This is a genomic window from Streptomyces sp. GQFP, from assembly GCF_021545335.1.
In the GTDB taxonomy this organism is placed as follows: domain Bacteria; phylum Actinomycetota; class Actinomycetes; order Streptomycetales; family Streptomycetaceae; genus Streptomyces.
Genome location: NZ_CP089312.1, coordinates 5,709,614 through 5,735,140 on the forward strand (window position 1 = coordinate 5,709,614; position 25,527 = coordinate 5,735,140).

Consider the following 25,527-nt stretch of genomic DNA (forward strand, 5'->3'; position numbering starts at 1 on the left):
GTCAATCCGGCCTCATATGTTCATACTGAAACGACTTGAGCCTGGCTCATTTCTTTCGTATGAAACTCCAACAGAAACACGAGCGCGCATGTCCACCTCGGCCCCCGCCACGGCCGCCCTCGACCGCTATTTCAGGATCTCCGAGCGGGGCAGCACCCTGTCCCGGGAGGTCCGCGGCGGGTTCGCCACCTTCTTCGCGATGGCCTACATCATCGTGCTGAACCCGATCATCCTCGGCAGCGCCAAGGACATGTACGGCCATCAGCTGGACAACGGTCAGCTGGTCACCGCCACCGCCGTGACCGCCGCCTTCACCACCCTCCTCATGGGCGTCGTCGGCAACGTGCCCATCGCGCTGGCGGCCGGGCTCGGGGTCAACACCGTCGTCGCGCTCCAGCTCGCACCCCGTATGTCCTGGCCGGACGCCATGGGCATGGTCGTACTCGCGGGTTTTGTTGTGATGCTGCTCGTCGCCACCGGCTTGCGTGAGCGCGTCATGAACGCCGTGCCGCTCGCGAGGCGCAAGGGCATCTCCATCGGCATCGGACTGTTCATCATGCTGATCGGGCTCGTCGACTCCGGGTTCGTGTCCCGTATCCCCGATGCCGCCCAGACCACCGTTCCGCTCCAGCTCGGCGCCGACGGTCACCTCGACGGCTGGCCGGTTCTCGTCTTCGTGCTGGGTGCTCTGCTCACCCTCGCGCTCATCACCCGCAAGGTGCCCGGCGCGATCCTCATCTCCATCGTCGCCATGACCGTGCTTGCCGTCGTCATCAATGCCGTCGCTTCCGTGCCCTCCTGGGGGCTCACCACCCCCAAGTGGCCCGGCAACCCGGTCGCCAGCCCCGACTTCGGGCTCATCGGCAAGGTCAGTCTCTTCGGTGGGTTCGACAAGGTCGGCGTGCTGACCGGCACCCTCTTCGTGTTCACCGTGCTGCTCTCGTGCTTCTTCGACGCCATGGGCACGATCATGGGTGTCAGTGACGAGGCCAGGCTGACGGATGCGCAAGGCAACATGCCTGGCATCAACAAGGTGCTCTTCGTGGACGGTATCGCCGTTGCCGCCGGTGGCGTGAGTTCCTCGTCCGCCACCACCTGCTTCGTCGAGTCCACCGCCGGTGTCGGTGAGGGGGCGCGGACCGGGTTCGCGAACGTCGTCACGGGTGCGCTCTTCACCGTCGCGCTGTTCCTGACCCCCGTGGCGACCATGGTTCCGTCCCAGGCCGCCACCCCTGCCCTGCTCGCCGTCGGCTTCCTGATCCTGGCCGGCTCGGTCAGGGAGATCGACTGGGCCGACCACACGATCGCCATTCCGGCCTTCGTGACGATGGTGATGATGCCGTTCACCTACTCGATCACCAACGGCATCGGGATGGGCTTCATCACCTTCGTCGTGCTGCGACTGGCGGCCGGGCGGGGGCGTGACGTCCCGGTGGCCATGTACGTCGTCGCCGCTGTCTTCGGGTTCTACTACCTGATGCCGGCCCTGGGACTGACCTGATGTGATCCTGACCTGACCTGACCTGACCTGACCTGACCTGACCTGACCTGACCTGACCTGACCTGACCTGACCTGATCGATCTGCCGCTCTGAGGTGCCTCCAAGGGGTGCCCGAGCAGGCGCGCCGAGGGCCCTTCTCCGAGAGGAGAAGGGCCCTTCGCGCGGTCTGTTCCCTGTGCGACCACGCCGCCAGGACCGGAGCGGATTCCCTGACGGGCCGCCCCCTGCCGTCCTAGGCTCGGCCTTTGACCGGCACTTGTCAGACTGGAACCCCAGAGGGCGCGGATGGATGAGGCAGAGGCGGCGGCCACGAAGCTCATACGGGACACCGGTGAGTCATGGCGCGTCGGCAGCTTCCTCGCGGAGTTACGCCCCGAGGTGCTGCGAGCACTCGTCATGGCCGGTGAACCGGTCGCCTTCGGCAAGGGCGAGAGGCTGATGGTGGAGGGGGAGCGGACCACGGACGTCTTCCTGCTCATGTCCTCCTTCGTCAAGGTGACCGGCGGGATCGGAGGCACCGGCGAGGCGCTGCTGGCGGTGCGTGCCGGGGGCGACGTGGTCGGTGAGATCGCCGCGCGGGACGGCGGCCCGAGAACCGCGACCGTCACGGCGTGCGGCCAGGAGCCGGTCAGGGCCGTACGGCTCAGTCGGCAGGGCACCGACCAGTTCCTCGTCGACTGGCCCGAGGTGCGGCTGAAGCTGGAACGGATGGTCCTGGCGAAGTTCCGGACCTCCACCATGCGGCGCGTCGACAACTCCTCGACCAGGGCACGGATACGGCTCGCGCGAGCCCTCGTCACGATGGCGGAGGACTTCGGCACGCCTCTTCGCGGCAGCACCGTCATCCAGGTGGACCTGACCCATGTGGAGTGGGGCACGATGATCAGCTGCTCGGAGAAGACCGTGGAGCGGGCCATGGCGGATCTGGCACGGGACGGCCTCGTCGAACGCAATCGGAAACGGTCAATTGTCCGGAACCTCGAAGCGCTTCGAACGCTTGCCTATGCTGACGGCCCCTCTCCGTGAAGCCCTTTCCATCGCGCACGGCCGCAGTGGCCCGGCGACCGCACACAGGACGGCAACTTGAACGAGCAGCGTGAGGGCGGTCTGAGGTTCGTCCTCTGGACCACCGACGACTTCCCCGACTACAGCAAGTTGTCCGGTGCCCAACAGCACGAGATCCTGGAGGCGTTGGTCGGCATACGGGCGGAGGCCGACAAGGAGTCGGGGATCAGCCGACCGCCCAAGGGCATCCAGAGCCGCGGGGACGGCGAGGCGGTGTGCTGGAAGAAGCTCACCGCCGTCCCCTACCTCAAGCAATACGTCCCTGCCCTGTCGGACGCGCTGGACAAGGCCAACAAGCGCCGTAGCGGAGACGTGCCGAAGCTGCGGCTGCGCCTCGCGGTGACGTACGGCGCCACCAAGGACGGGGGCGGGGGAGCCGCGGGCACGCCGCCGATCGAGGCGGAGCGGCTGGTCAGCAGCCGGCCGTGCAAGGACGTGAGCGAAAAGCTGGCCGACAGCGGTCTGGTGGTGATCATCAGCGATCGCGTGTTCCAGGACGTGGTGAAGCAGGGCTGGGACGGGCTGGATCCGAAGGCGTACGTGCCGGTGAAGGTGCAGGACAAGCACGGCACGCACTGGGCCGCGCACATCACCGTGCCGGGGGCCGCGCCCGGTCGGGTGCGCGCGGTGTTCCGACGGCAGCGGATGATCAAGCCGGCCGTCTGTGCGGCCGCGGTCGTGGTGGTGGCGCTCGGTCTGGTGGGGGCGTTGACGCCCTGGTCCTGGTCGTCCAGTTCCCAGGGTGCCGCGGAGGTGACGCCGGACGCGGTGAGTACGACGCCTGACGGTACGCCGTCTCCCACCCCCTCGGTGACGCCGTCCCCCAGTCCGAGCGTCTCGGAATCCGGACCCGCGGGCGGTGCGGGGTCGGGCTCACTGATCTCTGCCGAGTCCGGCTCCCCGGATCCGGCACCGACGCCGACGCCGACGAAGAAGCCGAGTCCGACGCCGCCCAAGGTCACGTACCGACCGGGAATGGCCGAGAACGTCGGGGACGGGCTGGTCATGGCCCTGTACGACGACTCCGTGGCGGAAGGGACCGGTGTCACGGTCGTCCCGGCCGGTTCCAGCAGGAGTCAGAGGTGGACGACGGAGACGGCCCCCTTCGGCCCGTACTCGGAGTCCGAGTTCTTCATCTACAACGAACTGGACACCGAGCGCTCTGTAGCGCTGGCGCTGGACTCCGACAGCCGTGTCGGGTTGGCGAGCACCGCCAACGGTGTCACCTTCAGCGGCGCCCTCTCCGCGTGGACGAGCCCTGAAGTGGAAGGCGGTTCGGGCAAAGCCTGGTATCTCAAGTCGGGCGACGGATGCCTGACCGATCACGGCAAGAACAAGCAGCTCACCGTCACCACCTGCCAGGCCGGAAACAAGGCCCAGCAGTGGATCCTCCACTGACCCTCGTCAGGGCACCCTGTCGTCACGGCACCCCGTAGAACCTCTCCGTCTCCTCGACCGCGGTCTGGAACCGCTCGTCGAAGTCGTCCCGGACGAGAGTCCCGACCACGTAGTCCTGGACGCTCATTCCCCTTTTCGCCGCATGGTCCCGGAGCCGGTCGAGCAGCTCCCCGTCTATCCGCAGGCTGAGCACGCTGGTCCCCATGGAACGAGGGTCGCGGGCGGGTGCGGGGCGGCGGGGGGCTTTTTGCGTTCGACTCACTCGTATGGGTGATGTGGGGATTCCGTGGCCCTTGTCACGGGCATTTCGGCGCGTCGCGGGTGGTCTTTAGTCAGAGTAATGAGTTACGCTAAAGAACATGCATGACCTAACCCATGGCGACGACGCTGCCGCCGTGAACTCCCTGCGCTCCGCCGTGATGCGCCTGTCGCGCCGACTCAAGCACCAGCGGGTCGACGAGTCGCTGAGCCCCACCGAGATGTCGGTGCTGGGCACCCTCGCCCGCTGCGGCTCGGCCACGCCGGGTGAGCTTGCCCGCAAGGAGCATGTGCAGCCGCCCTCGATGACCCGTATTGTCGCGTTGCTGGAGGGCAAGGGACTGGTCAGGCTGGAGCCGCACCCCGAGGACCGGCGGCAGAAGGTCGTCACCCAGACCGAGACCGCCGAGGCGATGCTCGAAGAGAGCCGCCGCAGGCGCAACGCCTGGCTGGCCGGCCTGGTCGAAGACCTCGACGAGGACGAGTGGGCCAAACTGCGCGCCGCCGCCCCCGTCCTCGAGAAGCTCGCGCATCTGTAGCCCGCGCATCTGTAGCCCGTGCGGCTGCAAGCAGGACCCCAGCAGAACCCCACGCAGGACCCCGCAAGGAGGCGAACAGTTTGAGTTCGGGACCCGGAGCAGATTCCGCCCCCGCACCAGCCACCCACGACTCCCCGCCCACCCCCACTCCCACCTCCACCCCCACCCCCACACCTGCCCCCACCGGACGCACCCGCAAGTCCGAGATGTTCAGCTCGCTGAAGGTCCGGAACTACCGCCTCTTCTTCCTCGGCCAGGTCGTCTCCAACACCGGCACCTGGATGCAGCGCATCGCCCAGGACTGGCTGGTCCTCAGCCTCACCGGCTCCTCGACCGCCGTGGGCATCACCACCGCGCTCCAGTTCCTGCCGATGCTGCTCTTCGGCCTGTACGGCGGTGTCCTCGTCGACCGGCTGCCCAAGCGCCCCACGCTGCTCGTCACCCAGACGCTGATGGCCCTCACCGGCCTCGCGCTCGCCGTGCTGACCCTCTCCGGCGACGTCGAGGTCTGGCACGTCTACCTCGCCGCCTTCGCCGTCGGTCTCGCCACGGTCGTCGACAACCCGGCCCGCCAGTCCTTCGTCTCCGAGATGGTCAAGCCGGACCAGCTCCAGAACGCCGTCAGCCTCAACTCCGCGAACTTCCAGTCCGCCCGCCTCGTCGGACCCGCCGTCGCCGGTCTGCTGATCACCGGCGTCGGCACGGGCTGGGCCTTCCTCGCCAACGGGCTCTCCTTCGTCGCCCCCATCGTCGGGCTGCTGCTCATGCGCTCCCGCGAACTGAACGCCGTGGAGCGGGCGCCGCGCGCCAAGGGGCAGCTGCGCGAGGGCCTGCACTATGTCGCCGGGCGGCCCGAGCTGATCTGGCCGATCGTCCTCATCGGGTTCATCGGCACCTTCGGCTTCAACTTCCCGGTCTTCCTGTCGGCGTACGCGGACGACGTCTTCCACGCGGGCGCCGGCGCGTACAGCCTCTTCAACACCCTCATGGCGGTCGGTTCCGTCACCGGCGCCCTGCTCGCCGCCCGGCGCGGTACGGCGAAGCTGCGCGTCCTCGTCGCGGCGGCCGTGGCCTTCGGCGCACTGGAGATCGTGGCCGCGACGGCTCCGTCCCTGTGGCTGTTCGCGCTGCTGATGATCCCGATCGGGATCGCAGGGCTCACGGTCAACGTCACGGCGAACACCTCGGTCCAGATGGCCACCGACCCGGCCATGCGCGGCCGGGTCATGGCCCTGTTCATGATGGTCTTCATGGGCGGCTCGCCACTGGGCGCGCCGATAGTCGGCTGGATCACGGACGCCTACGGCCCCCGGGTCGGCCTCGCCTTCGGCGGCATCGTCGCGACGACCGCCGCCCTCACGATCGGCCTGGTTCTCACCCGCGTGGGCGGTCTGCGGGTCTCGGTCGTCTGGAACTCCGGACGTCCGCGCGTCCTCCTCATCAAGCGGGAGCAAGAACAGCAACAGGGACAAGGGGAACAGGAGTTGCCGGAGGCGGTCCCCTCGGCCGTGTCCGTCAGGTGATCGACCTCATGCGTTCCAGGGCCAGTTGGAACGCCGTGGGGTTCACCTTGAGGGGTCCGCTGAACGGGTAGTTGAACTCATAGACGATCAGCAGCATCACGCCCACGATGAACGTCAGCGAGAAGACCACGCCCGCGTGGGCGCGCAGGCTCTCCACGCCGAAGAGGTAGACGAACCCGACGGTGACCAGGGCGCCCAGGAGCAGAGCCGTCCACAGCAGGGCGGGTACGCCGGCCGTCGCGGCCTCGTTGACGCGCTCGCGGCGGGCGTCGCCGAGCTGGGCGACGGCCTCCAGGGCACCCTCGTAACGGACCTGGTCCGCGCCCGTCGCCGGCTCCTGCGTGTTCACGAGGGAGCGGATCTCGGTGAACTGCCGCCAGGCCGCCGGGTCGGCCCGCTGCTCGGCCAGCAGCGGCCACTCGTCGTCGATCACCGTGCCGGTGTACCGCTCGACCAGGGTGCCCAGGCGGGTGCGGTCGGGCTGGGGCAGCGAGCTGCTGTACCAGGTGAGCTGGAGCAGCGCGTTGGTCTCCGTGTACGTGTTCTCGTGGGCCTGCGACCGGGTCTCCCACACGCCGACGACGACCATCGCGAGGACGACGGCGTAGATCACGCCTATCTCCGCGTACACGAACCCGAGGACGTCGTTGTGGACCTTGCGGCGGGCCACCGGCACGAGGCGCGCGACCACGAAGACCGCCGCCGTCGCCATGGCCGAACCGCTCAGGAGCAGCACGATTCCGAGAAATGGCATGCCGACGTTCCGCCCCCCAGTTTCCGTCCGGTTCCATGGTGCGGGTGGCTCGCCGGATGATCCATTCCCTGGAAGGGTGACGCGCATGAGACTCTTCGCCGCCGTGTTGCCCCCGGAGGACGTGACCCGTGAACTCGCCGCCGAGGTGGCCGGGTTGAGGAGCCTGGCCGGTGCGGACGCGCTGCGCTGGACCGGCGTGCCCGGCTGGCACTTCACGCTCGCCTTCTACGGCGAGGTCGACGAGGACGTCGTACCGGAGCTGTCGGCGAGGCTGGAGCGGGCCGCGCGCCGTACGGAACCGTTCGCGCTGGCGGTGTGCGGGGGCGGGCAGTTCGGGCACGGGCGGGCGCTGTGGGTGGGGGTCGCCGGTGAGCTGGATGTGCTGCGGCTGCTGGCGGAACGGGCGGAGGCGGCGGGTCGGAAGGCGGGTGTCGAGATGGGGGAGCACCGGCACTACAAGCCCCATCTCACCGTGGCCCGCAGCCGCGACGCCTTCGAGGTGCGGTCGTACGTCGAGGCTCTGGACGCGTATACGAGCCGCACGTGGACGGTGGGCGACCTGGCGCTCGTCCGCAGCAATCTGCCGAAGTCGGGGGTGCGGGGGGAGCAGCCGCGGTACGAGGTGGTCGGCCGGTGGTCGCTGGGGCCTGGCCTGCGGGGTGGGGGGTAGGGGGGTGTTTTTCGCCCCCGCCGCCCCTACCCGTCCCATCCCTGGGGGCTGCGCCCCCAGACCCCTGCTTTCGGCCTGAACGGCCTCGTCCTCAAGCGCCGGACGGGCTGGAGGGTGGTGGCAGGCGGGTGGGTGGGAAAGTCGCGCTGAACGGGCTTGTCCTCAAGCGCCGGGCGGGCTGGAGGGTGGTGGCGGCCGTCGGGTGGGTGGGATGTCGTGCTGAACGGGCTTGTCCTCAGACGCCGGGTGGGCTGGAGGGTGGTGGCGGCCGGGTGGGTGGGAAGGTCGCGCTGAACGGGCTTGTCCTCAAGCGCCGGGCGGGCTGGAGGGTGGTGGCGTGCTCGTCCTCAGACGCCGGGCGGGCTGGGCGGGTGCCTGGGGCGGGCGGGCAGGGTCGAGAGGTGGCCCGTTAGGCTCGGGCGTGTGAATCCGAAAATCCGGAACCGGGTGATGGCCGGTGCGCTCGTGCTGATGTTCGTGGTGGTTGCCGTGGCGGCGGCGATCGGGAAGTGATGGCCTAGGCCGGAGCTGGAGCCCGGCTTCGGCTTATATCGCGACCGCCGCCCACCTGCTAGGGCTGCCGCCCACCTTCTACGCCGCCGCTCTCCTGCTACGGCTGTCGCCCACCCGCTACGGCTGCCGCCCGGCTACCAGGCGAACGCCTCGGGGGACGGGCCCGGGCCCGGGAAGATCTCGTCCAGCGCGGTCAGCAGTTCGTCGCTCAGTTCCAGCTCGGACGCCCGTACCGCCGACTCCAGTTGCTCGGCCGTGCGCGGGCCGACGATCGGGGCGGTCACTCCGGGGCGGGTGAGCAGCCAGGCCAGAGCCGCCTCGCCGGGCTCGATGCCGTGTTTGTCGAGCAGGTCCTCGTACGCCTGGATCTGGGCGCGTGAGGTCGGGTCGGCGAGGGTGTCCGCCGCGCGGCCGCTCGCGCGTCGGCCGCCCTGGACCTCCTTCTTGATGACCCCGCCCAGCAGTCCGCCGTGCAGCGGCGACCAGGGGATGACCCCGAGCCCGTACTCCTGCGCGGCCGGGATGACCTCCATCTCGGCGCGGCGCTCGGCGAGGTTGTAGAGGCACTGCTCGCTGACGAGGCCGATGGTGCCGCCGCGCCGGGCGGCGGTCTCGTTGGCCTGGGCGATCTTGTACCCCGGGAAGTTGCTCGAACCGGCGTAGAGGATCTTGCCCTGCTGTACGAGCACGTCGATCGCCTGCCAGATCTCCTCGAAGGGAGTCGCGCGGTCGATGTGGTGGAACTGGTAGACGTCGATGTAGTCGGTCTGGAGGCGCTTCAGCGACGCGTCCACCGCGCGGCGGATGTTGAGCGCGGAGAGCTTGCTGTGATTGGGCCAGGGGTCGGAACCGTCCGCGGTCATGGGCCCGTACACCTTCGTGGCGAGGACCACCTTGTCGCGGCGGTCGTCGCCCTTGGCGAACCAGTTGCCGATGATCTCTTCCGTACGGCCCTTGTTCTCGCCCCAGCCATAGACGTTGGCGGTGTCGAAGAAGTTCAACCCCGTGTCCAGGGCCGCGTCCATGATCGCGTGGCTGTCGGCTTCGTCGGTCTGGGGGCCGAAGTTCATGGTCCCGAGCACGAGCCTGCTGACCTTGAGTCCTGTGCGTCCGAGCTGCGTGTACTTCATGACTCCTCAGCCAACGTCGTGGAGTGCGCTCTAAGCAAGGGTCGGCCGGGTGGTCACATCGGACCTTGACGCTAACTTGTGGTTAGTGCTTACGTATGTGCAGCGTTACTCGCTTTAAGTTTCAAGATTCTAAGGATTTCGCGTATGCCTGCACGCCGTACCTTCCTCTCCGCGCTCGCCGCGTCCGCGCTGCTGGGTGCCGCCGCCGTGCCCGCCGCCGCCTCGCCGTCCGTCGGTGACGGCTCCCGGCCCGACTACCAGAAGGGGGTCGTCGTACGGGTCCTCAAGGGCGTGTTCGAGCGCGGGGACACCGCTGTCGTGGACCGGTTCGTGCGGGCCGACTACATCCAGCACAACCCGCTCGCGGCCGATGGCGCCGAGACGCTGAAGGGCCTGGCCACCGGGGTGCACCAGCAGTTCCCCGAGGCGAAGTACGACGTCAAGCGGGTCATCTCCGAGGGCGACCTCGTCCTCGTGCACTCCAACGTCGTGCTGACGCCGGGGAGTCGGGGCTCGGCCGTCTTCGACATCTTCCGGTTCCAGGGCGGGAAGATCGCCGAGCACTGGGACACCGGGCAGAACGTGCCGGACAGCAGCGCCAACGGCAACGACATGTTCTCTACGGTCAGTTGGCCGCGGAGCGCGCAGCCGGGGCCGCGCTGGCTCACCGGCCACAACAAGCGGCTCGTGACCAAGGCGTTCGACCGGCTCATCGTCGACAAGGACCTGTCCGCGCTGAACGTGTATTGGGGGTCCGAGTACCACCAGCACAATCCCGGCATCGCTGACGGTGTCGCCGGTGTGCGGGAGGGGCTCGGGGCGTACTTCCGGGCGTTCCCGGAGTTGGCCGTGTCCCGTAAGCGAGTTGTGGCGGAAGGGGATCTGGTCGCCATCCACAGCCACTACGTCAACGCGCCCGGCGAGCGCGGGCAGGCCGTCGTCGACTTGTTCCGGGTGCGGGGCGGGAAGATCGTCGAGCACTGGGACGTGCTCCAGGACGTTCCGGCCACCTCGGCCAACGACAACACCATGTTCTGACGGTGGTCGGGCGACGCCGGTGTGCCTGTCCCGGCGTCGCCCAACAGGGTTCGTCCTGGCCGGAGTTGGGCTCAGAGCTGGGCGTACATACCGGGCTGGTAGTCGCCCGCCGGCTGCTGGACGATGACGTTCATCCGGTTGAAGGCGTTGATGAGCGTGATGGTGAGGACCAGGGCGGCGAGCTGCTCCTCGTCGTAGTACTTGGCGGCGTTAGCCCAGGCCTCGTCCGTGACCCCGCCGGCCGCGTCCGCGATACGGGTGCCCTGCTCGGTCAGTTCCAGGGCGGCGCGCTCGGCGTCGGTGAAGACCTTGGCCTCGCGCCAGGCCGCGACCAGGTGGAGGCGCTGCGCGGTCTCGCCGGCCGCGGCGGCCTCCTTGGTGTGCATGTCGGTGCAGAAACCGCAGCCGTTGATCTGGCTGGCGCGGAGCCGTACCAGCTCCTGCGTCGCGAGCGGCAGGGCCGAGTCCGTGGCCGCCTTGCCCGCCGCGACGAGGTGCTTCGTGGCCTTGGTCACGACCGGGTTGGCGAAGAGGTTCAAGCGGGCTTCCATGGTGGGCTCCTCCGTCTTTGTGCTGCCTCTGTCGGGCGTTACACATGAACGACGGAACGGCTCACCCGGACGTGACATGGATGGATGTGACGTGGGTCACCGTGGGGTCGGCCTGGGTGGAGAGGGCGGCGGTGGAGGTGGTGGAGGCGGTGGCGGTGGTGGCGGTGGTGGCGGCTCGTTGCGGAGCAGGGGGATCGGCTCGCGCAGTCGCATCGTGCCGGGGAGGTCCAGCCGTCCCTGTCTTTCGGCCAGCACGATCCGCTGCACGGTGAGCGTGCCGTCGATCGTGCACTCCCCGCTCCGTACGCGGGCCAGACAGGCGTCCTGGACGACGGCGACAAGCCCCGCGACCTGGTAGAGCAGCGTGAGTTCGACCTCCAGCGTGCCGATCCTGGTGCCGTCCACGAACACGTCCACGAACGGGCGGTGGCTGGAGGTGATGCTGTGCGTCGCCAGCGCGACGACCTCCTCGCTGCCCGGCGCGGCACGGGTACGCCGTGCGGCGGCCGTCAGCTCCGCGTGCTTGCGCCAGCCGCCGGACGCCAGGTCGAGCAGGTCCAGGCCGAGGAAGCTGTCGATGACGGTCGCCAGCTCGCGCTCGACCGCCTGGTCGGCCGCCGGTGTCAGGGAGGGCACTCCGCTGAGGAGGGTGCGGGCCAGCCCGTGGGAGCGGACCGGGTCGACGAGCGCGTCGGCGGAGTCCTGCCGCCCCTCCGAGTCGAGCAGGAAGGCCCGTACGGTCAGGGGTTGCAGTGCGTGGGTCGTGGTCATGGCGTCGCCTCAGCCTCTGTCGGTGCCGTCGACGCTCTGGTCGCCGGGGTTGAGGTGCGGTTCGAGCCGTACGGTGCGGGTCGGCGGACCCGTGTCGTACGGCTCACGCACGTCGGACCTCGCGGTGCCGGGGCGCAGTACGGTGCTGACGTGGTCGTGGACCCAGCGTGGGCCGCGTTGGCGGTGGCGCACCAGGGCGAGTCCTCCGGCGGCCAGGAGCAGTACGCCGCCGAGGGCGGGCCCGACGACCAGTCCGACGGGGGTCGAGCTGTCCACGGAGCCGGTCCCGTCGACCGTACCGCCGCCGTCGCTGGTGCCGCCGACCTGACCGTTGGTTCCGCCGGTGGTGCCCCCGTCGGTGCCGCCGCTGGTGCCTCCGTCGGTTCCGCCGTTGGTCTGGCCCCCGCTGGTCTGGCCGCCGTCCGTCTGACCGCCGCTCGTGGTCCCGTTCCCGTTCGTCTGCGTGGCCGTCACCGTGAACTCGGCCGAGTCACTGTCGTACGCCTTGTCCGTGCAGGTGGCCTGCACGGTGTACGTGCCTTCGGACGACCCCTCCGGGACCTGGAGCCGCTCGGTGAATGTTCCCGTTTCGGACACGGGGACGGCGGTGGCGAGTGATTCGGTGTCGTCCCATGTCACATCCACACTGGAGCAGTTGAATGCGGAACCGTCCGCGACGAACTCCGCCTCCGGGCGGCCTTCGGTGGGATCGAGGGTGAGGGCGGCTTCCTCCTCGGGTTCGACGGTGAAGGTCTCCTCGGCGCGGATGTCCGTCTTGGTGGTGCATACGGCTGTCACCGTGTAGTCCGCCGGGGCGGCGTCGTCCGAGACCGTGAGGCTGGACTGGAAGGTGCCCGTCTTGATGTCGACGGGGGCCGTGGTGGCGGGAGCGGCGTTCCCCATGGAGAGTTCGACCGTGCCCGGCCGCCGTTTGGTGGTGTCTCCCACCGCGTTCTTGAGGCCGCCCAGGTAACAGTCGTCGAACCCGGAACCCCGAACGTCGATGTACGTCCCCGGCCGCCCCGCCGTCTCGCTGATCTCGATGTCCGGGTACGGCGCTGCCATCGCGGCCGGCCCCGAGAACGCGGTCGGGCCCAGTGCGACCGCGGTGCTCAGCAGCACCGCTGTCAGCAGTCGGCCGAGGGTTCGCGCGACGGAGGACATGAGTCACGGAGCAGGAGCAAGAGGGGAAAGGGGGAAAGGGGGAAAGGGGGGAAAGGAGGGAAAGGAGGAGCTGGCGGGCGCGAGACGGCCCGGGCGCCGGGCCCGGATCGCCGCCCTCACGCATCACCTCCCATTCTCCTCCGCCCTCCCGGTATTCGCTCGTCGTCCGGTGTCGGCTCCCGGTGCTGATGCCGCATCAGTCCGTGCGCGGGCGGGCCGAACTCGGCGCACCGGAGCGGCTCTTCGGGGGGTTCGTGCGCCTCCTGCTCCGGAATGCGATCACGTACCGGGGCGCGGAGACTGGAGGTATCGCCCATGCGCCGGGCCCGCTGCGGCCGTCCACTTCACGGAGGCGCGGAACGGAGGCGCAGAGATGCCCGCAGAGATGCCAGCAGAGACGCCCGTGGTGTTCTTCGACATCGGCGCGACACTCGCCGACGCCGCCTTCGAAGTTGACGGTTCATTGACTCTGCGGCCGCGGCCCCGTGTCTTCGAGGTGCTCGACGCGCTCGCGGGGGTGCGCAGGGGCATCGTGTCGAATCCGGGTGAGGGAGCGGCCGCCCGGGTCCGTGCGAAGGCCGCGCTGGACGAGGCCTTCGCGGGCCGCTTCACCGAAGACGGCCTCATCCACTGGGGTCCGAAGACCGCGCGCGGGATCTTCGACGACGCGCGGGCGCGGGTGTCGCGGCCGACGACTGTGTCTTCGTGGGTGAGGACGCGGATGAGCGTGCGGTCGCCCGCGAGGCCGGTCTGCGTGCGGCGGCCCATCCGGTCTTCGCGCGTGCGGCCGTCGAGGGCCGGCCCGTCTTCTGGGCGAGGATCGAGCTGCCGGAGGGACGGAGCCTGGCCGATCTGGAGGCGGTGGCGGGCGGCGCCGAGGTCGTTCCGGTGCATGTCGCCGACGGCGGGCTCGTCCTCGCCATGACGACCGTGCGGGGCGTGGAGGCGCTCGAACAGGGCGGTTTCACGGTCCGCCTCCAGGACCAGGTGGAGGAGACGGCGGCCTTCCTCGTACGGGACGACCGCCCGGTCCTGCCCGCCGCGCCCCTCGCGGACACCTCGGCCGAAGGGCGGGCGCGGGTGGAGGCGGACCTGCGGGCCTCGGCCGCGTTCGACTTCGTGGCGAGCGAACTCGCCGGGACGGGGCGGGCCGGGGGGCCGGGGCGGGGCCTGCGGGACGAGCGGACGGTCGTGTCGCTCGGGCCTGCCCCGGGCGGTGTCTACGTCGCCGCCGCGGCCGGTGTCCCCGTCGAGCAGGTGCACATCGAGGGCGCGAAGCCCGGCCACACCGAGCGGCTGCTGCCCGACCCGGCGCTGTTGTCCCGCCCGGGCGAGCCGGATGCCGAGGGGCTCGTCCAGAGGGCCCGGGGACTCGCGCCGGCCGCCGGACTCGCCGGTGCGCCCTCCGCCGCGACGGTCGCCTCGGTACGCGCGGCCGTCACCCCGGATGTCATCCGCGCCCATGTCGCCCGTGTCTCGGGCGCCGCCCCGCTGGTCGACGACGGGCCGTGGAAGGTCCGCAGCCGTGACGCGGCGAGCGACGACAACCCGGTCGTGGCCGACGTACTCGCCCGACGGCTCGACGACCTCGGCTTCGCGGTCAGGCTCCACCGGTTCACCTGGCGGGGCCACCGGCTCTCCAATGTCGAGGCCGAGTTCCCCGTCGAGGGGTCGGACGGCGCCGTACTCGTCACGGCACACCTCGATTCGACGGCCGACCAGGGCGAGTACGTCGACGAGAACGGTCGCCGGCGCCCGTACGACCCGGCCATCGACCCCGCGCCGGGCGCCGACGACGACGGGAGCGGTGTGGCGGCGGTCATGGCGGCGGCCGAATGCCTGAGCGCGATCGTCAAGAGCGACAGGAAGCCGACGCGGACCGTGCGGTTCGTGCTCTTCAACGCCGAGGAGCAGGGGCTCGTCGGCAGCAAGGTCTACGCACGTGCGGCGGCAGCGGCGGGGGACAGCATCGCGGGCGTCCTCCAGATGGACATGATCGCGGGCTTCCAGCGCGGCGGGAGCGGCGGGGCGAACGGGGCGCGGCCGGTCGAGATCCACGCGGGTTCCGCTGTTCCCGGCCCCGCGGTGGGCGCTTCGGAAACGCTCGGCGACCTCGTCGCGACGGCCATGGGGGAGGTCGAGCCCGGCCTCACGACGCAGCGGCTCACGGGGGCCGACGACCCGGCCGCCGGCCGCAGCGACCACGCGAGCTTCCACGAACGAGGCTGGGCCGCCGTCGCCGTGTGCGAGAACTTCTTCGACGACACCGCGCCCGCCACCGGCACCCAGCAGTACCACAAGCCGGGCGACACCCTCGACGACCGGGACCACAACACGGACTACGCGGCGTCTATCGCGCGCGGGGTGACCACGGCGGCCCTGACGCTCGCGGGTCTCTGACCCCGACCCCCACCTCCCCCGTCCCCATTCATGTCCTCGAAGGCAAGGAGCGGAAGCCATGACCAGGACGATCGACAGAAGGGACACCGGCTACGACCACCTCGCCAGCAGCGTCGGCGCCGCCTCCTTCCTCGACGAGACCGACCGGGTGGCGGCCGAGGTCGACCACACCCTCACCGCCGAGCCCGGCAAGGTGAACCGCTTCACCGGGCATCTGACCGAACTGCGCGTGGACGGCGCCCCGGGCTTCACCGACGCCGACATCGCGAGCATCGAGGCCGGCGGGCAGCCCACGGAGGACACCCGCGACGCCGGGTATCTCGCCAAGGCCAAGGAGTACGTCGCCTCGGTCTCGGAGGCGATCGGATTCGCGGCCGGTGAGCCCGTCGAGTTCGAGGCCGATCCGACGGTGACCAGGACGAGCGACGGCATGCGCGTCGTCAGCCTCCAGCAGAAGCACAACGGTATCGAGGTGTGGGGGATGCAGCCGAAGGTGTGGCTGCACCCGGACGGCACGGTCGACCGGGTCGTCGGCGACACGGTGAGTGTGCCGACGGGTGTCTCGGCGAGGCCCGCGGTTCCGGCCGAGGTGGCCCTGCGGGTGGCCGCCGAGAAGGCCGCCGAGCCGGTGACCCTCCAGGGGCCCTTCGGGGACAGCGAACTCCCGCGCCTCGACATCTCCTACGGTCTCGGACGCCTGTCGGCGCAGTCGCAGGCCGACCAGCCGATGACCTTCGCCGGGGGAGCCTTCGAGGAGGCCATTCCCGCTCGGCTCGTGTACCTCTACATGGGCGGTGACATCCGCCTCACCTGGTTCTTCGCGTTCACCCGGCCGAACTTCACCGTCCAGTACCACGCCTTCGTCGAGGCCGACGAACGGACCGCGGACAAGGACGCGCCCGAACTCCTCTACTTCTACGACACGAGCAGCCATGTCGTGGGCGGACTGGTCATCAGGGAGAACCCGGTCGACACCCCCTTCGGCGAGGTCGTCGCCTTCCCGCTGTCGCTGGACGCCTATCCCGTCCAGGTGACGCCCGAGGTGCGGCCCGAACTGCCCGACGGGTTCCCCCTGGAGTGGACGGTGGCCGACAACGGAACGCTGTCCACCGACGGCAACAACGTGCGCGCCGTGAACGGCAGGAACCTGCAGCCGTTCAAGGTTCCGCTCGACGCGGCGGGCGACGCGGTGTTCAACGCCGACGCGGACACGCCCGAGCAGCTCGTCACCAACATCTTCTACTTCTGCAACTACGCGCACGACTTCTTCATGATGCTCGGCTTCACGGAGAAGAACGGGAACTTCCAGTCCGTGAACAGACCGGGCCACGGGAAGGGAGCGGACGCGGTCCTCGCCCGTGCGCACCCGGGCGCGGTGCCGGGCACGGCCAACATGGCCACCAGGGCCGACGGACTCGCGGCCGTGATGAACATGGGGCTGGTCACGGGGACCGGCCGGCACACGGCCAACGCCTTCGACGTCGTCATCCACGAGTACGTCCACGGCGTGACGAACCGTCTTGTGGGCGGCCTGTTCGACGCGAACGGCCTCTCGGAGGACCAGTCGATCTCCATGGGCGAGGGCTGGAGCGACTACTTCGCCCTGACGATCATCAACTTCGGCCGCGAGAAGGAGCACGTCGTCGTCGGCGACTGGGTGGTCGCCAAACCTGGCGGCATCCGGCAGCGGCCCTACGACGCGGACTACCCGGGCACCTTCGGGGACATCGGCAAGAGGCGAGGCCAGGTCGAGGGTGCCGGCAACGCCGACCTCAGTTACCGGGAGGAGCACGACGTCGGCGAGATCTGGTGTGCGGCGCTCCTGGAGCTGACCCGCCGGGTCACCGCCGCGCTGGACAGCAAGGAACGGGGCTACCGGCTGACCTGGCAGGCGGTCGTCGACGGTCTGAAACTCACCCCGAAGAACCCGTCGTTCCTCGGCGCGCGCGACGCGATCCTGCGGGCCTTCAAGGGGATGGAGGGCGGCCGGCTGACCAGCGACGAGTACGAGGCGGTCAGGCACGCCGCCTGGGAAGCCTTCGCCCGATACGGAATGGGCTTCGACGCCTTCTGCCCGAACGCGTCCTACGACGGCTGCCAGGGCGGCACCCAACTGCCCCCGCCCGGGAGCACGGACTAACGGACTAACGGACTAACGGATGGACCGGGGCCGGTCAGTTCTCTCCTGCCCCGTACCGCTCCCCCAGATCCCACGCCTCGTACAGCGAGTCCGCGAACGCCCCCGCGATCTTGTGCTCGCCGCTCGCGTTGGGATGCGTGCCGTCGTACGTGTCCTGGTGGATGTCGTACGAGGGCGGGGGCGACGTCAGGAGCAGGGGGGAGCGGGGTTCGTCCAGGTCGGCCGCCGTCTTCGCCAGGAGTTCGTTGAAGCGGACGACCTGGGCGGCGAAGGGCGGGTCCGTCTCCGCGCGGACGTTCGGGATCACCGGGAGCAGGGCGATGGCGATGCGCGGGTTGGACCGTCGTGCCTCGGCCACGAAGAGGCGGGCGTTCTCCGCCGTCTGTTCCGCGTCCGTGTAGAAGCCCAGGTCGATCAAGCCCAGGGAGACCAGGAGCACGTCCGGCTTGTGGGCGCGTACCGCGTCCGCGATCAGCGGGGTCATGTGCTGCCAGCCCTCGCCCCAGCCCGCCAGATGGGCGCGGGGGAACTCCGGGTCGGCGTACTCGTACGAGTCGGAGGTGTCCGTCGCCTTGTCGTACAGCGTCTCGCGCGGGCCGACGATCCGGAACGGGCCGCCGTAGGTCTCCCGCAGGTGCTGCCACAGCCGGTAGCGCCAGGTGTGTTCGCCGGCGCTGCCGATGGTCATGGAGTCGCCTACGGGCATCAACCTGAGCATCCGCTCATGATGCGGGATCGGGGGAGGGCTGTGGGGCGGGTGTGGTGTGTGAGCCCGGCCACCCGGTGTCAGGCCGGTGTCAGGTCTGCGTCAGCTTGTGGTCAGTTGGGTGTCAGTGGGCAGGGGTGGGCGGGCGTGGGCAGGCGTCATGGGCCTCGAATCGAACGCCGGGATGGCACGCTTGAGGGCATGCGCCGATCGCTCGCCCTCCTCGCCGGGGGCCTACTCGTCGGGGTGCTCGCCGCACCCGCCTCCGCTGCCGATGGTGACAAGGACTTCACCATCAAGGACCCGCGGATCACCGAGTCCAGCGGTCTGGCCGCCTCCCGGCTGCACCCCGGCGTCTACTGGACCCACAACGACAGTGACGACGGCGCCTATCTGTACGCGGTCGACAGCGCGACCGGGCAGACCGTCGCCACGATCACCATGACCGGCGTCGGCACCCCGCGTGACATCGAGGCCATCTCCATCGGCCCGAACAACCAGATCTACGTCGGCGACATCGGCGACAACGACGGCGTGACCTGGGATTATGTGTGGGTTTATCAGCTCACCGAGCCCAAGGTCCTCAAGGACCAGACGATCCGTGCCACGCAGTACGTCGTGAAGTACTCGGACGGCTCCCGCGACGCCGAGTCCCTCGTCGTGCATCCCAAGACCGGGCGCGTCTACATCATCGACAAGCAGGAGGACGGCGGGCATCTGTACGCGGGCCCGGCCAAGCTCTCCTCCTCCGGCACCAACGTCTTCCGGCCCGTCGCCGCCGTCGACATGTGGGCCACCGACGCCGCCTTCTCGCCCGACGGACAGCAGTTGGCCGTACGCGGCTACTTCGGCGGTGTCTCCTACGCCTGGAACGGCGGAAAGCTCAAGCGGGAGGGCCAGCTCGACGTGCCCCTGCAGGGGCAGGGGGAGTCGGTCACGTACAGCCGTGACGGGTCGAAGATCATGTACGGCAGCGAGGGCGCCGAGAGCGGGGTCGAGGCCGAGGACGCGCCTTCGTACGATGCTTCCGGCAACCCCGAATCGCCCTCGGCGAGCGGGAGTTCGGCTTCGGACGGGGACGGCGGCTCCGACGGGAACGTCAAGAACGGGGCCATCGCCGTCGCCGTGCTCTTCCTCGGCTACTTCGGGATCAAGCGGCTTCGGCGGAAGCCTGCGGCGTAGGCGGCAGCCGATTCGCGTTCGCGGCACAGGTTGTTCAAGGGTTTCCACAGGGAGTTCTCAGGTTCCTTTGAGGTGGCCCCGGTAGGTCTGGGGGGTGACCAGTTCACCCCGGCTCCTCGTCGTCGACGACGAGCAGAACATCCGCGATCTGCTGTCCGAGACCTTCCGCCTCGTCGGCTTCGACGTGACCGTCGCCGCCGGCGGGGTCGAGGCGCTCAACGCCGTGCTCTCGGCGCCCCCCGACCTCGTCGTCCTCGACGTGATGCTGCCCGACATGGACGGTTACGAGGTCGCCCGTATGCTCCGGCACGACGGGCGGGAGGTGCCCGTACTGTTCCTCACCGCCCGCGACACCGTGCGGGACCGCGTCGAGGGGCTGTCGGTCGGCGGCGACGACTACGTCACCAAGCCGTTCAGCCTCGAAGAGGTCGTGCTGCGCGTGCGGGCCATCCTCCGGCGCACCCGGCGGGACGAGCCCACGCCCGACCCCGTACTGCGCTGCGCCGGGGTCGAACTCGACGCCGCCGCGCACACCGTACGGCGCGACGGACGTGAACTGGAGCTGTCGGCAACCGAGTTCCGTATGCTCTGCTATCTGCTGGAGAACGCGGGGCGGGTCGTCAGCAAGACCCAGATCCTGGAGCGGGTCTGGGGGTACGACTTCGGCGGCGACACCCGGATCGTCGAGAGCTACGTCTACTACCTGCGCAAGAAGATCGACTCGGCCGGGGCCGCGCCCCTCATCCACACCCTGCGCGGGGTCGGGTACGTGTTCCGGGCGCCCAAGTGACCAGGCCAGGGCTCCGGTTGAGGCACTTGCGTCAGTTGCGTCAGTTGCGTCAGTTGCGTCAGCTGAGGCACTGGTCCCTGCGTGCGCGGCTCGCCTTCGCCGCGACCGGACTGGCTCTGCTCGCGCTGGTCGCCGCCAACGCCGTCGGGCTGGTGCTGCTGGAGAACTACCTCATCGACCGGGTCGACAAGAACCTCGACGTGACCGGCGGCGGCCCCATCGACACGGCGATGGCCCAGCAACTCGTCGCCAAACGGCTGGACTTGGCCCAGACCGGCCGGGGCGGCCAGGACGAGGAGACCATCGTCGCCTTCCTCGCCGAGCGGTTCGGCGGGGACTTCCGGATGTATGTGTACGGGGGTGAGGTGGCGGGCGGCGGGGGTGGGGTTGTCGGCATCCCCAGCGATCCTCAAGGGCCCGGGCCCCGGATGCCCGACCGGGACACGCTCACCGACCGTGCCGGTGACGTGTTCACCGTGCCGGGGGAGTCCGGCGCCGACTGGCGGGTCGCCGTACAGGGGACGGGAGTTGACGCCGGAGGCGGAGGCGGCGGGATGCTCGTCGTCACCGCCGTCTCGCTCGCCGACGTCGAGGAGACCACCGAACGGCTGCTGCTCATCGACGCGTTGGTCACCGTCGTCGTACTCGCCGGGCTCGCGGGCGTCGCCGCCCTCGTCGTACGGGCCGGGCTGCGCCCCCTGACCCGGATGGAGGCCACCGCCGACGCCATCGCCGCCGGGGACTTCCGGCGCCGCGTCGAGGGCACCGACCCGCACACCGAACCCGGGCGGCTCGGCGGCGCCATGAACGCCATGCTCGCCCGGCTGGAACACGAGATCGCCGCCCGCACCGCCTCCGAACGACGCCTGCGCCGCTTCCTCGCCGACGCCTCCCACGAACTGCGCACCCCGCTCACCTCCATCCGGGGCTTCGCCGAACTCAGCCGGCGCGGCGGCGACCGTACGGACGCGCTGCGCAGGATCGAGGCCGAGGCGGCCCGGATGGGCGTCCTGGTCGAGGACCTGCTGCTGCTCGCCCGGCTCGACGAGCGGCGCGAGCTGGAGCGACGGCCGGTGGACCTGCTGGAGCTGGCCGCCGATGTCGTACGGGATCTGCACGCCCGCTCGCCCGGACGGGACGTACGGCTGGTGGGGGCGATGCGGCCCGTGGTGGTGCCCGGGGACGCGCTGCGGCTGCGGCAGGTGCTCGGGAACCTGCTGTCCAACGCCGACCGGCATACGTCTCCGGACGCGCGGATCAGTGTTCGGGTCGATGTCGTACGGCCCGTCGACCTTGGGCCCGTCGCGGCCGCCGCCGGGGAGCCGTTGCCGCCTGGGGTGCCCGTCGGGCTCGTCGAGGTGGCCGACAGCGGGGACGGGGTGCCGGCCGAGCATGCCCCGTACGTCTTCGAGCGGCTCTACCGGGTGGACGGGGCACGGGCGCGGGGCAGCGCGGAGACCGCCGGGAGCGGGCTCGGGCTGTCGATCGTGGCGGCGCTCGCGGGGGCGCACGGAGGGCGCGTCGATCTCGCCGCGAGCGGGACGGCGGGAGGGACTGCGGGTGCGGTGTTCCGGGTGCTGCTGCCGTTGGAGCGGGTGGGCGCGACGGTTCCGGCGCGGATTACCAGCTCGCTTTGAGGTTCGGCGCAGGGTCCCCTGACGCTGCGCCGCCAGCCTTCTTCTCGTCATGGAACACCCCGTGACGCGACGAGAAGAGGCGAGGATGCGCAGGAGGTTGACGCGCCGGATACCGGCCGCGACCGCCGCCGTACTGCTCGCGGCCGGGCTGCTGGCCGGCTGCGGCGGGGGCGGGGACGACGGGCCCGATATCGCTTCGGTGGCCGAGAGTGAGAGCGGGAGCGAGAGCGGGAGCGGTAGCGGTAGTGGGGGCTCGGGTGGGGAGACAGCCGCCGCCTCCGACAAGAGCGAGGTCGAGCAGGCGCAGGAGTTCGTGGACTGTCTGCGTGGGGAGGGGCTGGAGGTCGAGGACCCCGATCCGGTGACCGGCGAGCTGAACCTCCAGGCACTCGCCACCGCCGACGCCGACCGCGACACGCTGATGAAGGCCTTCCAGGCGTGCCAGGACAAGGCGCCGCAGTCCCTCCAGGACCAGGCGACCCAGGCGCCGGACACCGAGCAGCAGAAGGAGTTCGCGCAGTGCATGCGCGACAACGGCGTCGACATGGACGACCCCGGACCGGACGGCTTCACCCCGGAGTCGGTGCCCACGGGCGACCCCGACTTCGACACCGCCCTGGAGGCGTGCCGAGGCCAACTCGGCTTCGGCGGCGGGGAGGAGTCGCAGTGAGCGACCTGATCGAGGACGTCGAGAACACGGTGACTGTGGCCCCCGACGGGATGAGCGAGGTGGGCGCCGCCCGAACGGGCGTCCGGCGCCGGCCCCTCCGGGTCGCCCTCGCGCTCCTCGCCTCCCTCGGCGTCACCGCCGTCGCCGTGGCCGCCGCGACCGGCGCCTTCGGCGGGAGCGACACGGAGGGTACGGAGTCGGGCGCGGCCTCCGGGCCCGTGAAGACCGCGACCGTCCAGCGCACCGACCTCACGCGCACCGACACCCTGGACGGCACCCTCGGCTACGGCGACCCCACCCCCGTACAGGCCGCCGGGCAGGGCGTGTTGACCTGGCTGCCGAGTGCCGGGGACACCGTGAAGCGCGGGCAGCCCGTGTACCGGCTGAACGAGCAGGAGGTGCCCCTGCTGTACGGGGCCACCCCGCTCTACCGCACCCTCGACGTCGACGCCGAGGGCCGGGACGTCGAGGTGCTGGAGAAGAACCTCGCCGCCCTCGGTTACACCGGGTTCACCGTGGACGACACGTACACGGAGGGCACCGCCGACGCCGTACGGGACTGGCAGGAGGACCTCGGGAAGGAGGAGACCGGCACGGTCGGCGCCGGGGACGCGGTGGTCGCGCCGGGCGCGCGGCGGGTCGCCGAGGTGCAGGGCACCCTGGGCGGGCAGGGCGGCGGTACGGTCCTCACCTGGACCGGCACCGTACGGACCGTGACCGTCGAACTCGACGTCAAGGACGAGGACTTGGTGTCCGGCGACGACACGAAGGCGACGGTGAAACTGCCCGACGGCAGTACCGTCGAGGCCGAGGTCACCGAGGTCGGCACGGCTGTCACCGCAGCCGCCGGGACGGATGACGGCCAGTCCTCCGGGGCCGCCGCCGAACCCACCGTGCCGGTCACGCTGACCGTCAACGACCAGCAGAAGCTGGGGCGTTACCAGGCCGCCCCCGTCGACGTCGACTTCGAGGCGGAGACCCGGAAGAACGTCCTCGCCGTGCCGGTCGAGGCACTGGTCGCGCTGCGCGAGGGCGGGTACGCGGTGGAGCAGGTCACCGCCACCGGGAGCGAGTATCTCGCCGTGGACACCGGGCTGTTCGCCGGTGGCATGGTCGAGATCTCGGGTGCCGGGGTCACGGAGGGCCTGAAGGTCGGGGTGCCCAAGTGACGCACCCGGTAATCGAGTTGGCGGGCGTGACGAAGTCGTACGGCGAGGTGGCCGCCCTGCGCGGTGCCGGGCTGGTGGTCCAGCGGGGTGAACTCCTCGCCGTCGTGGGGCCGTCGGGCTCCGGCAAGTCAACCCTCCTGAACATCATGGGGACTTTGGACCGGCCGACCTCCGGGACCGTGCGCATCGACGGTCACGAGGTGGCGCGGCTCAGCGACCGCGAGCTGTCCGCGCTGCGCGCCCGGACCATCGGGTTCGTGTTCCAGCAGTTCCATCTGGCGCCCGGCGTACCGGCGTTGGACTGCGTCGCCGAGGGGCTGCTGTACGGCGGCCGGTCGCGTTCCGAGCGCAGACTGCTCGCCCGGCGGGCACTGATCCGGGTCGGCCTCGGGCATCGTCTCGACCACGAGCCGCACCAGCTCTCCGGCGGTGAGAAGCAGCGCGTCGCCATCGCCCGCGCGGTCGCCGGAGACCCGCCGCTGCTCCTGGCCGACGAACCGACCGGCGCCCTCGACTCCCGCTCCGGGGGGGTCGTCATGCAACTGCTGCGCGATCTGAACCGGGCCGGCACGACGGTCGTCGTCATCACCCACGACCGGGACATCGCGGCTTCCCTGCCGCGTGAGGTGCGGGTCAGGGACGGCCACATCGAACACGACGCGGACCGGCACCCCGAGGAGGCGGTACGCGCATGACCGTCACCCTTGTTCCAGTCCGCCCGCCCCGGCCCGCGCGCCTCCGCCCCGTCGACGTGATCCGCGTCGCCGGATCAGGGCTGCACTCCCGCCCCATGCGGGTGTTCCTCTCCGCGCTCGGCATCGCCATCGGCATCGCGGCGATGATCGGCGTGGTCGGGATCTCGACGTCCAGCCAGGAGGAGCTGAACCGGAAGCTCGACGCGCTCGGCACCAACCTGCTGACCGTGCAGCCGGGGCAGTCCTTCGGCGGGGGCGAGGCCCATCTCCCCGACGCAGCCGAGGACATGGTCGGCCGGATCGGCCCCGTCGAGTCCGTCTCGGCGGTCGGGCTGACCGACGCCAAGGTGTACCGCAACGACCATGTGCCCATCGAGCGCAGCGGCGGCATCGGCGTCTACGCGGCCCGTACGGGACTGCCCGCGACCGTCGGGGCCGAGGTCGCCGAGGGACGGTGGCTGAACGCGGCCAACGCCCGCTATCCGGCGGTGGTGCTGGGATCGGCAGCCGCAGAGCAACTCGGCGTGCACGACACGGGAGCGGAGGTCCAAGTCTGGTTGGGCGGCAGGTGGTTCACAGTGGTCGGACTCCTGGCGTCCAACGAGTTGGTGCCCGCGATGGACTCGGCGGCCCTGGTCGGCTGGCCCGCCGCCGAGGAACTGCTCGGCTTCGACGGATACGCGACCACCGTGTACACGAGGGCCGCGCAGGGCTCCGTCGCCGACGTCCAGTCCGTGCTGGGCGCCACCGCCAACCCCGAGGACCCGTCCGCCGTCCAGGTCTCCCGGCCCTCCGACGCGATCGCCGCCAAGGAGGCCACCGACGAGACCCTCGCCGGGCTGCTGCTCGGGCTCGGCGCGGTCGCCCTGCTGGTCGGCGGGGTCGGTGTCGCCAACACCATGGTCATCTCGGTCCTGGAGCGCCGCTCCGAGATCGGGCTGCGTCGCTCCATGGGCGCGACCAAGGGGCAGATCCGTACGCAGTTCCTGTGCGAGTCGCTGCTGCTGTCGGCGCTGGGCGGGCTCGGCGGGCTGCTGCTCGGCATCGGTGTCACCGGCGGCTACGCCTCCTACCAGGGCTGGCCCGCCGTCGTACCCGCGTGGGCGATGGCCGGCGGTATCGCCGCGACGCTCGTCATCGGCGGCCTCGCGGGCTTCTACCCGGCGGTCCGGGCGGCCCGGCTGCCGCCGACGGAGGCACTGGCGTCGGCGTGACGGGACAGCCATGAATGAGGTTGAGGGTCCCCCGGGCACCGCCACTGGG

23 protein-coding genes are annotated in these 25,527 nt (G+C 70.4%); 16 read left to right on the forward strand and 7 right to left on the reverse strand.

What is annotated here, in order from left to right; all coding sequences use genetic code 11:
* The first annotated feature begins 88 nt into the window (after positions 1–88).
* From LUX31_RS25515 to LUX31_RS25525, 3 genes are all read left to right on the forward strand, one after another.
* On the forward strand, positions 89–1,501 hold the full coding sequence (locus LUX31_RS25515; RefSeq protein WP_235477326.1) for an NCS2 family permease: 1,413 nt from the start codon (positions 89–91) through the stop codon (positions 1,499–1,501).
* Positions 1,502–1,786: 285 nt separating this feature from the next.
* Positions 1,787–2,527, forward strand: coding sequence for a Crp/Fnr family transcriptional regulator (locus tag LUX31_RS25520; RefSeq protein ID WP_235477328.1), 741 nt, complete (start codon positions 1,787–1,789; stop codon positions 2,525–2,527).
* Between the two features lie 57 nt (positions 2,528–2,584).
* Complete coding sequence (locus tag LUX31_RS25525; protein WP_235480207.1) at positions 2,585–3,964, forward strand: RICIN domain-containing protein; 1,380 nt, start codon at positions 2,585–2,587, stop codon at positions 3,962–3,964.
* 22 nt (positions 3,965–3,986) lie between these two features.
* Here LUX31_RS25525 and LUX31_RS25530 read toward each other — a convergent pair whose 3' ends face one another.
* Positions 3,987–4,169: a BrnA antitoxin family protein gene (locus LUX31_RS25530; RefSeq protein WP_235477329.1), complete on the reverse strand. Its 183-nt coding sequence runs from the start codon at positions 4,167–4,169 to the stop codon at positions 3,987–3,989.
* Positions 4,170–4,323: 154 nt separating this feature from the next.
* On the opposite strand from LUX31_RS25530, the gene LUX31_RS25535 reads away from it, so the two are divergent.
* Both LUX31_RS25535 and LUX31_RS25540 read left to right on the forward strand, forming a co-directional pair.
* Positions 4,324–4,761: a MarR family winged helix-turn-helix transcriptional regulator gene (locus LUX31_RS25535; RefSeq protein ID WP_235477330.1), complete on the forward strand. Its 438-nt coding sequence runs from the start codon at positions 4,324–4,326 to the stop codon at positions 4,759–4,761.
* Between the two features lie 80 nt (positions 4,762–4,841).
* On the forward strand, positions 4,842–6,284 hold the full coding sequence (locus LUX31_RS25540; RefSeq protein ID WP_235477332.1) for an MFS transporter: 1,443 nt from the start codon (positions 4,842–4,844) through the stop codon (positions 6,282–6,284).
* On the opposite strand, the gene LUX31_RS25545 is transcribed toward LUX31_RS25540, so the two are convergent.
* The gene (locus LUX31_RS25545; protein ID WP_235477334.1) at positions 6,277–7,038 is read right to left on the reverse strand and encodes a bestrophin-like domain; all 762 of its coding nucleotides are present in this window, start codon (positions 7,036–7,038) and stop codon (positions 6,277–6,279) included. The two genes, LUX31_RS25540 and LUX31_RS25545, sit on opposite strands and share 8 nt — an antisense overlap.
* 85 nt (positions 7,039–7,123) lie before the next feature.
* Here LUX31_RS25545 and thpR point away from each other — a divergent pair, with 85 nt between their 5' ends.
* On the forward strand, positions 7,124–7,708 hold the full coding sequence (gene thpR / locus LUX31_RS25550; protein WP_235477342.1) for an RNA 2',3'-cyclic phosphodiesterase: 585 nt from the start codon (positions 7,124–7,126) through the stop codon (positions 7,706–7,708).
* A 647-nt stretch (positions 7,709–8,355) separates the two neighbouring features.
* Here the strand turns inward: thpR and LUX31_RS25555 are convergent.
* The gene (locus LUX31_RS25555; protein WP_235477343.1) at positions 8,356–9,351 is read right to left on the reverse strand and encodes an aldo/keto reductase; all 996 of its coding nucleotides are present in this window, start codon (positions 9,349–9,351) and stop codon (positions 8,356–8,358) included.
* A 144-nt stretch (positions 9,352–9,495) separates the two neighbouring features.
* Between LUX31_RS25555 and LUX31_RS25560 the strand changes: the two genes are divergently transcribed.
* Entirely contained in the window at positions 9,496–10,389 is an 894-nt protein-coding gene (locus LUX31_RS25560; protein WP_235477345.1) for a nuclear transport factor 2 family protein, read from the forward strand.
* 71 nt (positions 10,390–10,460) lie between these two features.
* Here LUX31_RS25560 and LUX31_RS25565 read toward each other — a convergent pair whose 3' ends face one another.
* The 3 genes from LUX31_RS25565 to LUX31_RS25575 form a co-directional block, all read right to left on the reverse strand.
* Positions 10,461–10,940: a carboxymuconolactone decarboxylase family protein gene (locus LUX31_RS25565; RefSeq protein WP_235477347.1), complete on the reverse strand. Its 480-nt coding sequence runs from the start codon at positions 10,938–10,940 to the stop codon at positions 10,461–10,463.
* A gap of 96 nt (positions 10,941–11,036) precedes the next feature.
* Positions 11,037–11,711, reverse strand: coding sequence for a hypothetical protein (locus LUX31_RS25570; protein ID WP_235477348.1), 675 nt, complete (start codon positions 11,709–11,711; stop codon positions 11,037–11,039).
* 9 nt (positions 11,712–11,720) lie between these two features.
* Complete coding sequence (locus LUX31_RS25575; RefSeq protein ID WP_235477350.1) at positions 11,721–12,875, reverse strand: hypothetical protein; 1,155 nt, start codon at positions 12,873–12,875, stop codon at positions 11,721–11,723.
* A gap of 705 nt (positions 12,876–13,580) precedes the next feature.
* Between LUX31_RS25575 and LUX31_RS25580 the strand changes: the two genes are divergently transcribed.
* Entirely contained in the window at positions 13,581–15,275 is a 1,695-nt protein-coding gene (locus LUX31_RS25580) for a M28 family metallopeptidase (RefSeq protein ID WP_235477351.1), read from the forward strand.
* Between the two features lie 58 nt (positions 15,276–15,333).
* Entirely contained in the window at positions 15,334–17,415 is a 2,082-nt protein-coding gene (locus tag LUX31_RS25585) for a M36 family metallopeptidase (protein WP_235477352.1), read from the forward strand.
* Between the two features lie 34 nt (positions 17,416–17,449).
* Here the strand turns inward: LUX31_RS25585 and LUX31_RS25590 are convergent, their stop codons facing one another.
* Positions 17,450–18,133, reverse strand: coding sequence for a GDSL-type esterase/lipase family protein (locus LUX31_RS25590; protein ID WP_235477358.1), 684 nt, complete (start codon positions 18,131–18,133; stop codon positions 17,450–17,452).
* 189 nt (positions 18,134–18,322) lie between these two features.
* Between LUX31_RS25590 and LUX31_RS25595 the strand changes: the two genes are divergently transcribed.
* From LUX31_RS25595 to LUX31_RS25625, 7 genes are all read left to right on the forward strand, one after another.
* Positions 18,323–19,303, forward strand: a complete 981-nt coding sequence (locus LUX31_RS25595; RefSeq protein ID WP_235477360.1) for a WD40 repeat domain-containing protein — start codon at positions 18,323–18,325, stop codon at positions 19,301–19,303.
* A 94-nt stretch (positions 19,304–19,397) separates the two neighbouring features.
* Positions 19,398–20,093 (forward strand): response regulator transcription factor, encoded by a 696-nt coding sequence (locus tag LUX31_RS25600; protein ID WP_235477361.1) that lies wholly within the window; start codon positions 19,398–19,400, stop codon positions 20,091–20,093.
* Between the two features lie 26 nt (positions 20,094–20,119).
* On the forward strand, positions 20,120–21,730 hold the full coding sequence (locus LUX31_RS25605; RefSeq protein WP_235477362.1) for a sensor histidine kinase: 1,611 nt from the start codon (positions 20,120–20,122) through the stop codon (positions 21,728–21,730).
* A 61-nt stretch (positions 21,731–21,791) separates the two neighbouring features.
* Complete coding sequence (locus tag LUX31_RS25610) at positions 21,792–22,400, forward strand: hypothetical protein (protein ID WP_235477363.1); 609 nt, start codon at positions 21,792–21,794, stop codon at positions 22,398–22,400.
* Positions 22,397–23,569 (forward strand): peptidoglycan-binding protein, encoded by a 1,173-nt coding sequence (locus LUX31_RS25615; protein ID WP_235477364.1) that lies wholly within the window; start codon positions 22,397–22,399, stop codon positions 23,567–23,569. Before LUX31_RS25610 ends, LUX31_RS25615 begins: the two co-directional genes overlap by 4 nt.
* Positions 23,566–24,264, forward strand: coding sequence for an ABC transporter ATP-binding protein (locus LUX31_RS25620; RefSeq protein ID WP_235477365.1), 699 nt, complete (start codon positions 23,566–23,568; stop codon positions 24,262–24,264). Before LUX31_RS25615 ends, LUX31_RS25620 begins: the two co-directional genes overlap by 4 nt.
* Positions 24,261–25,478, forward strand: coding sequence for an ABC transporter permease (locus LUX31_RS25625; RefSeq protein WP_235477366.1), 1,218 nt, complete (start codon positions 24,261–24,263; stop codon positions 25,476–25,478). Before LUX31_RS25620 ends, LUX31_RS25625 begins: the two co-directional genes overlap by 4 nt.
* Positions 25,479–25,527: the final 49 nt, after the last annotated feature.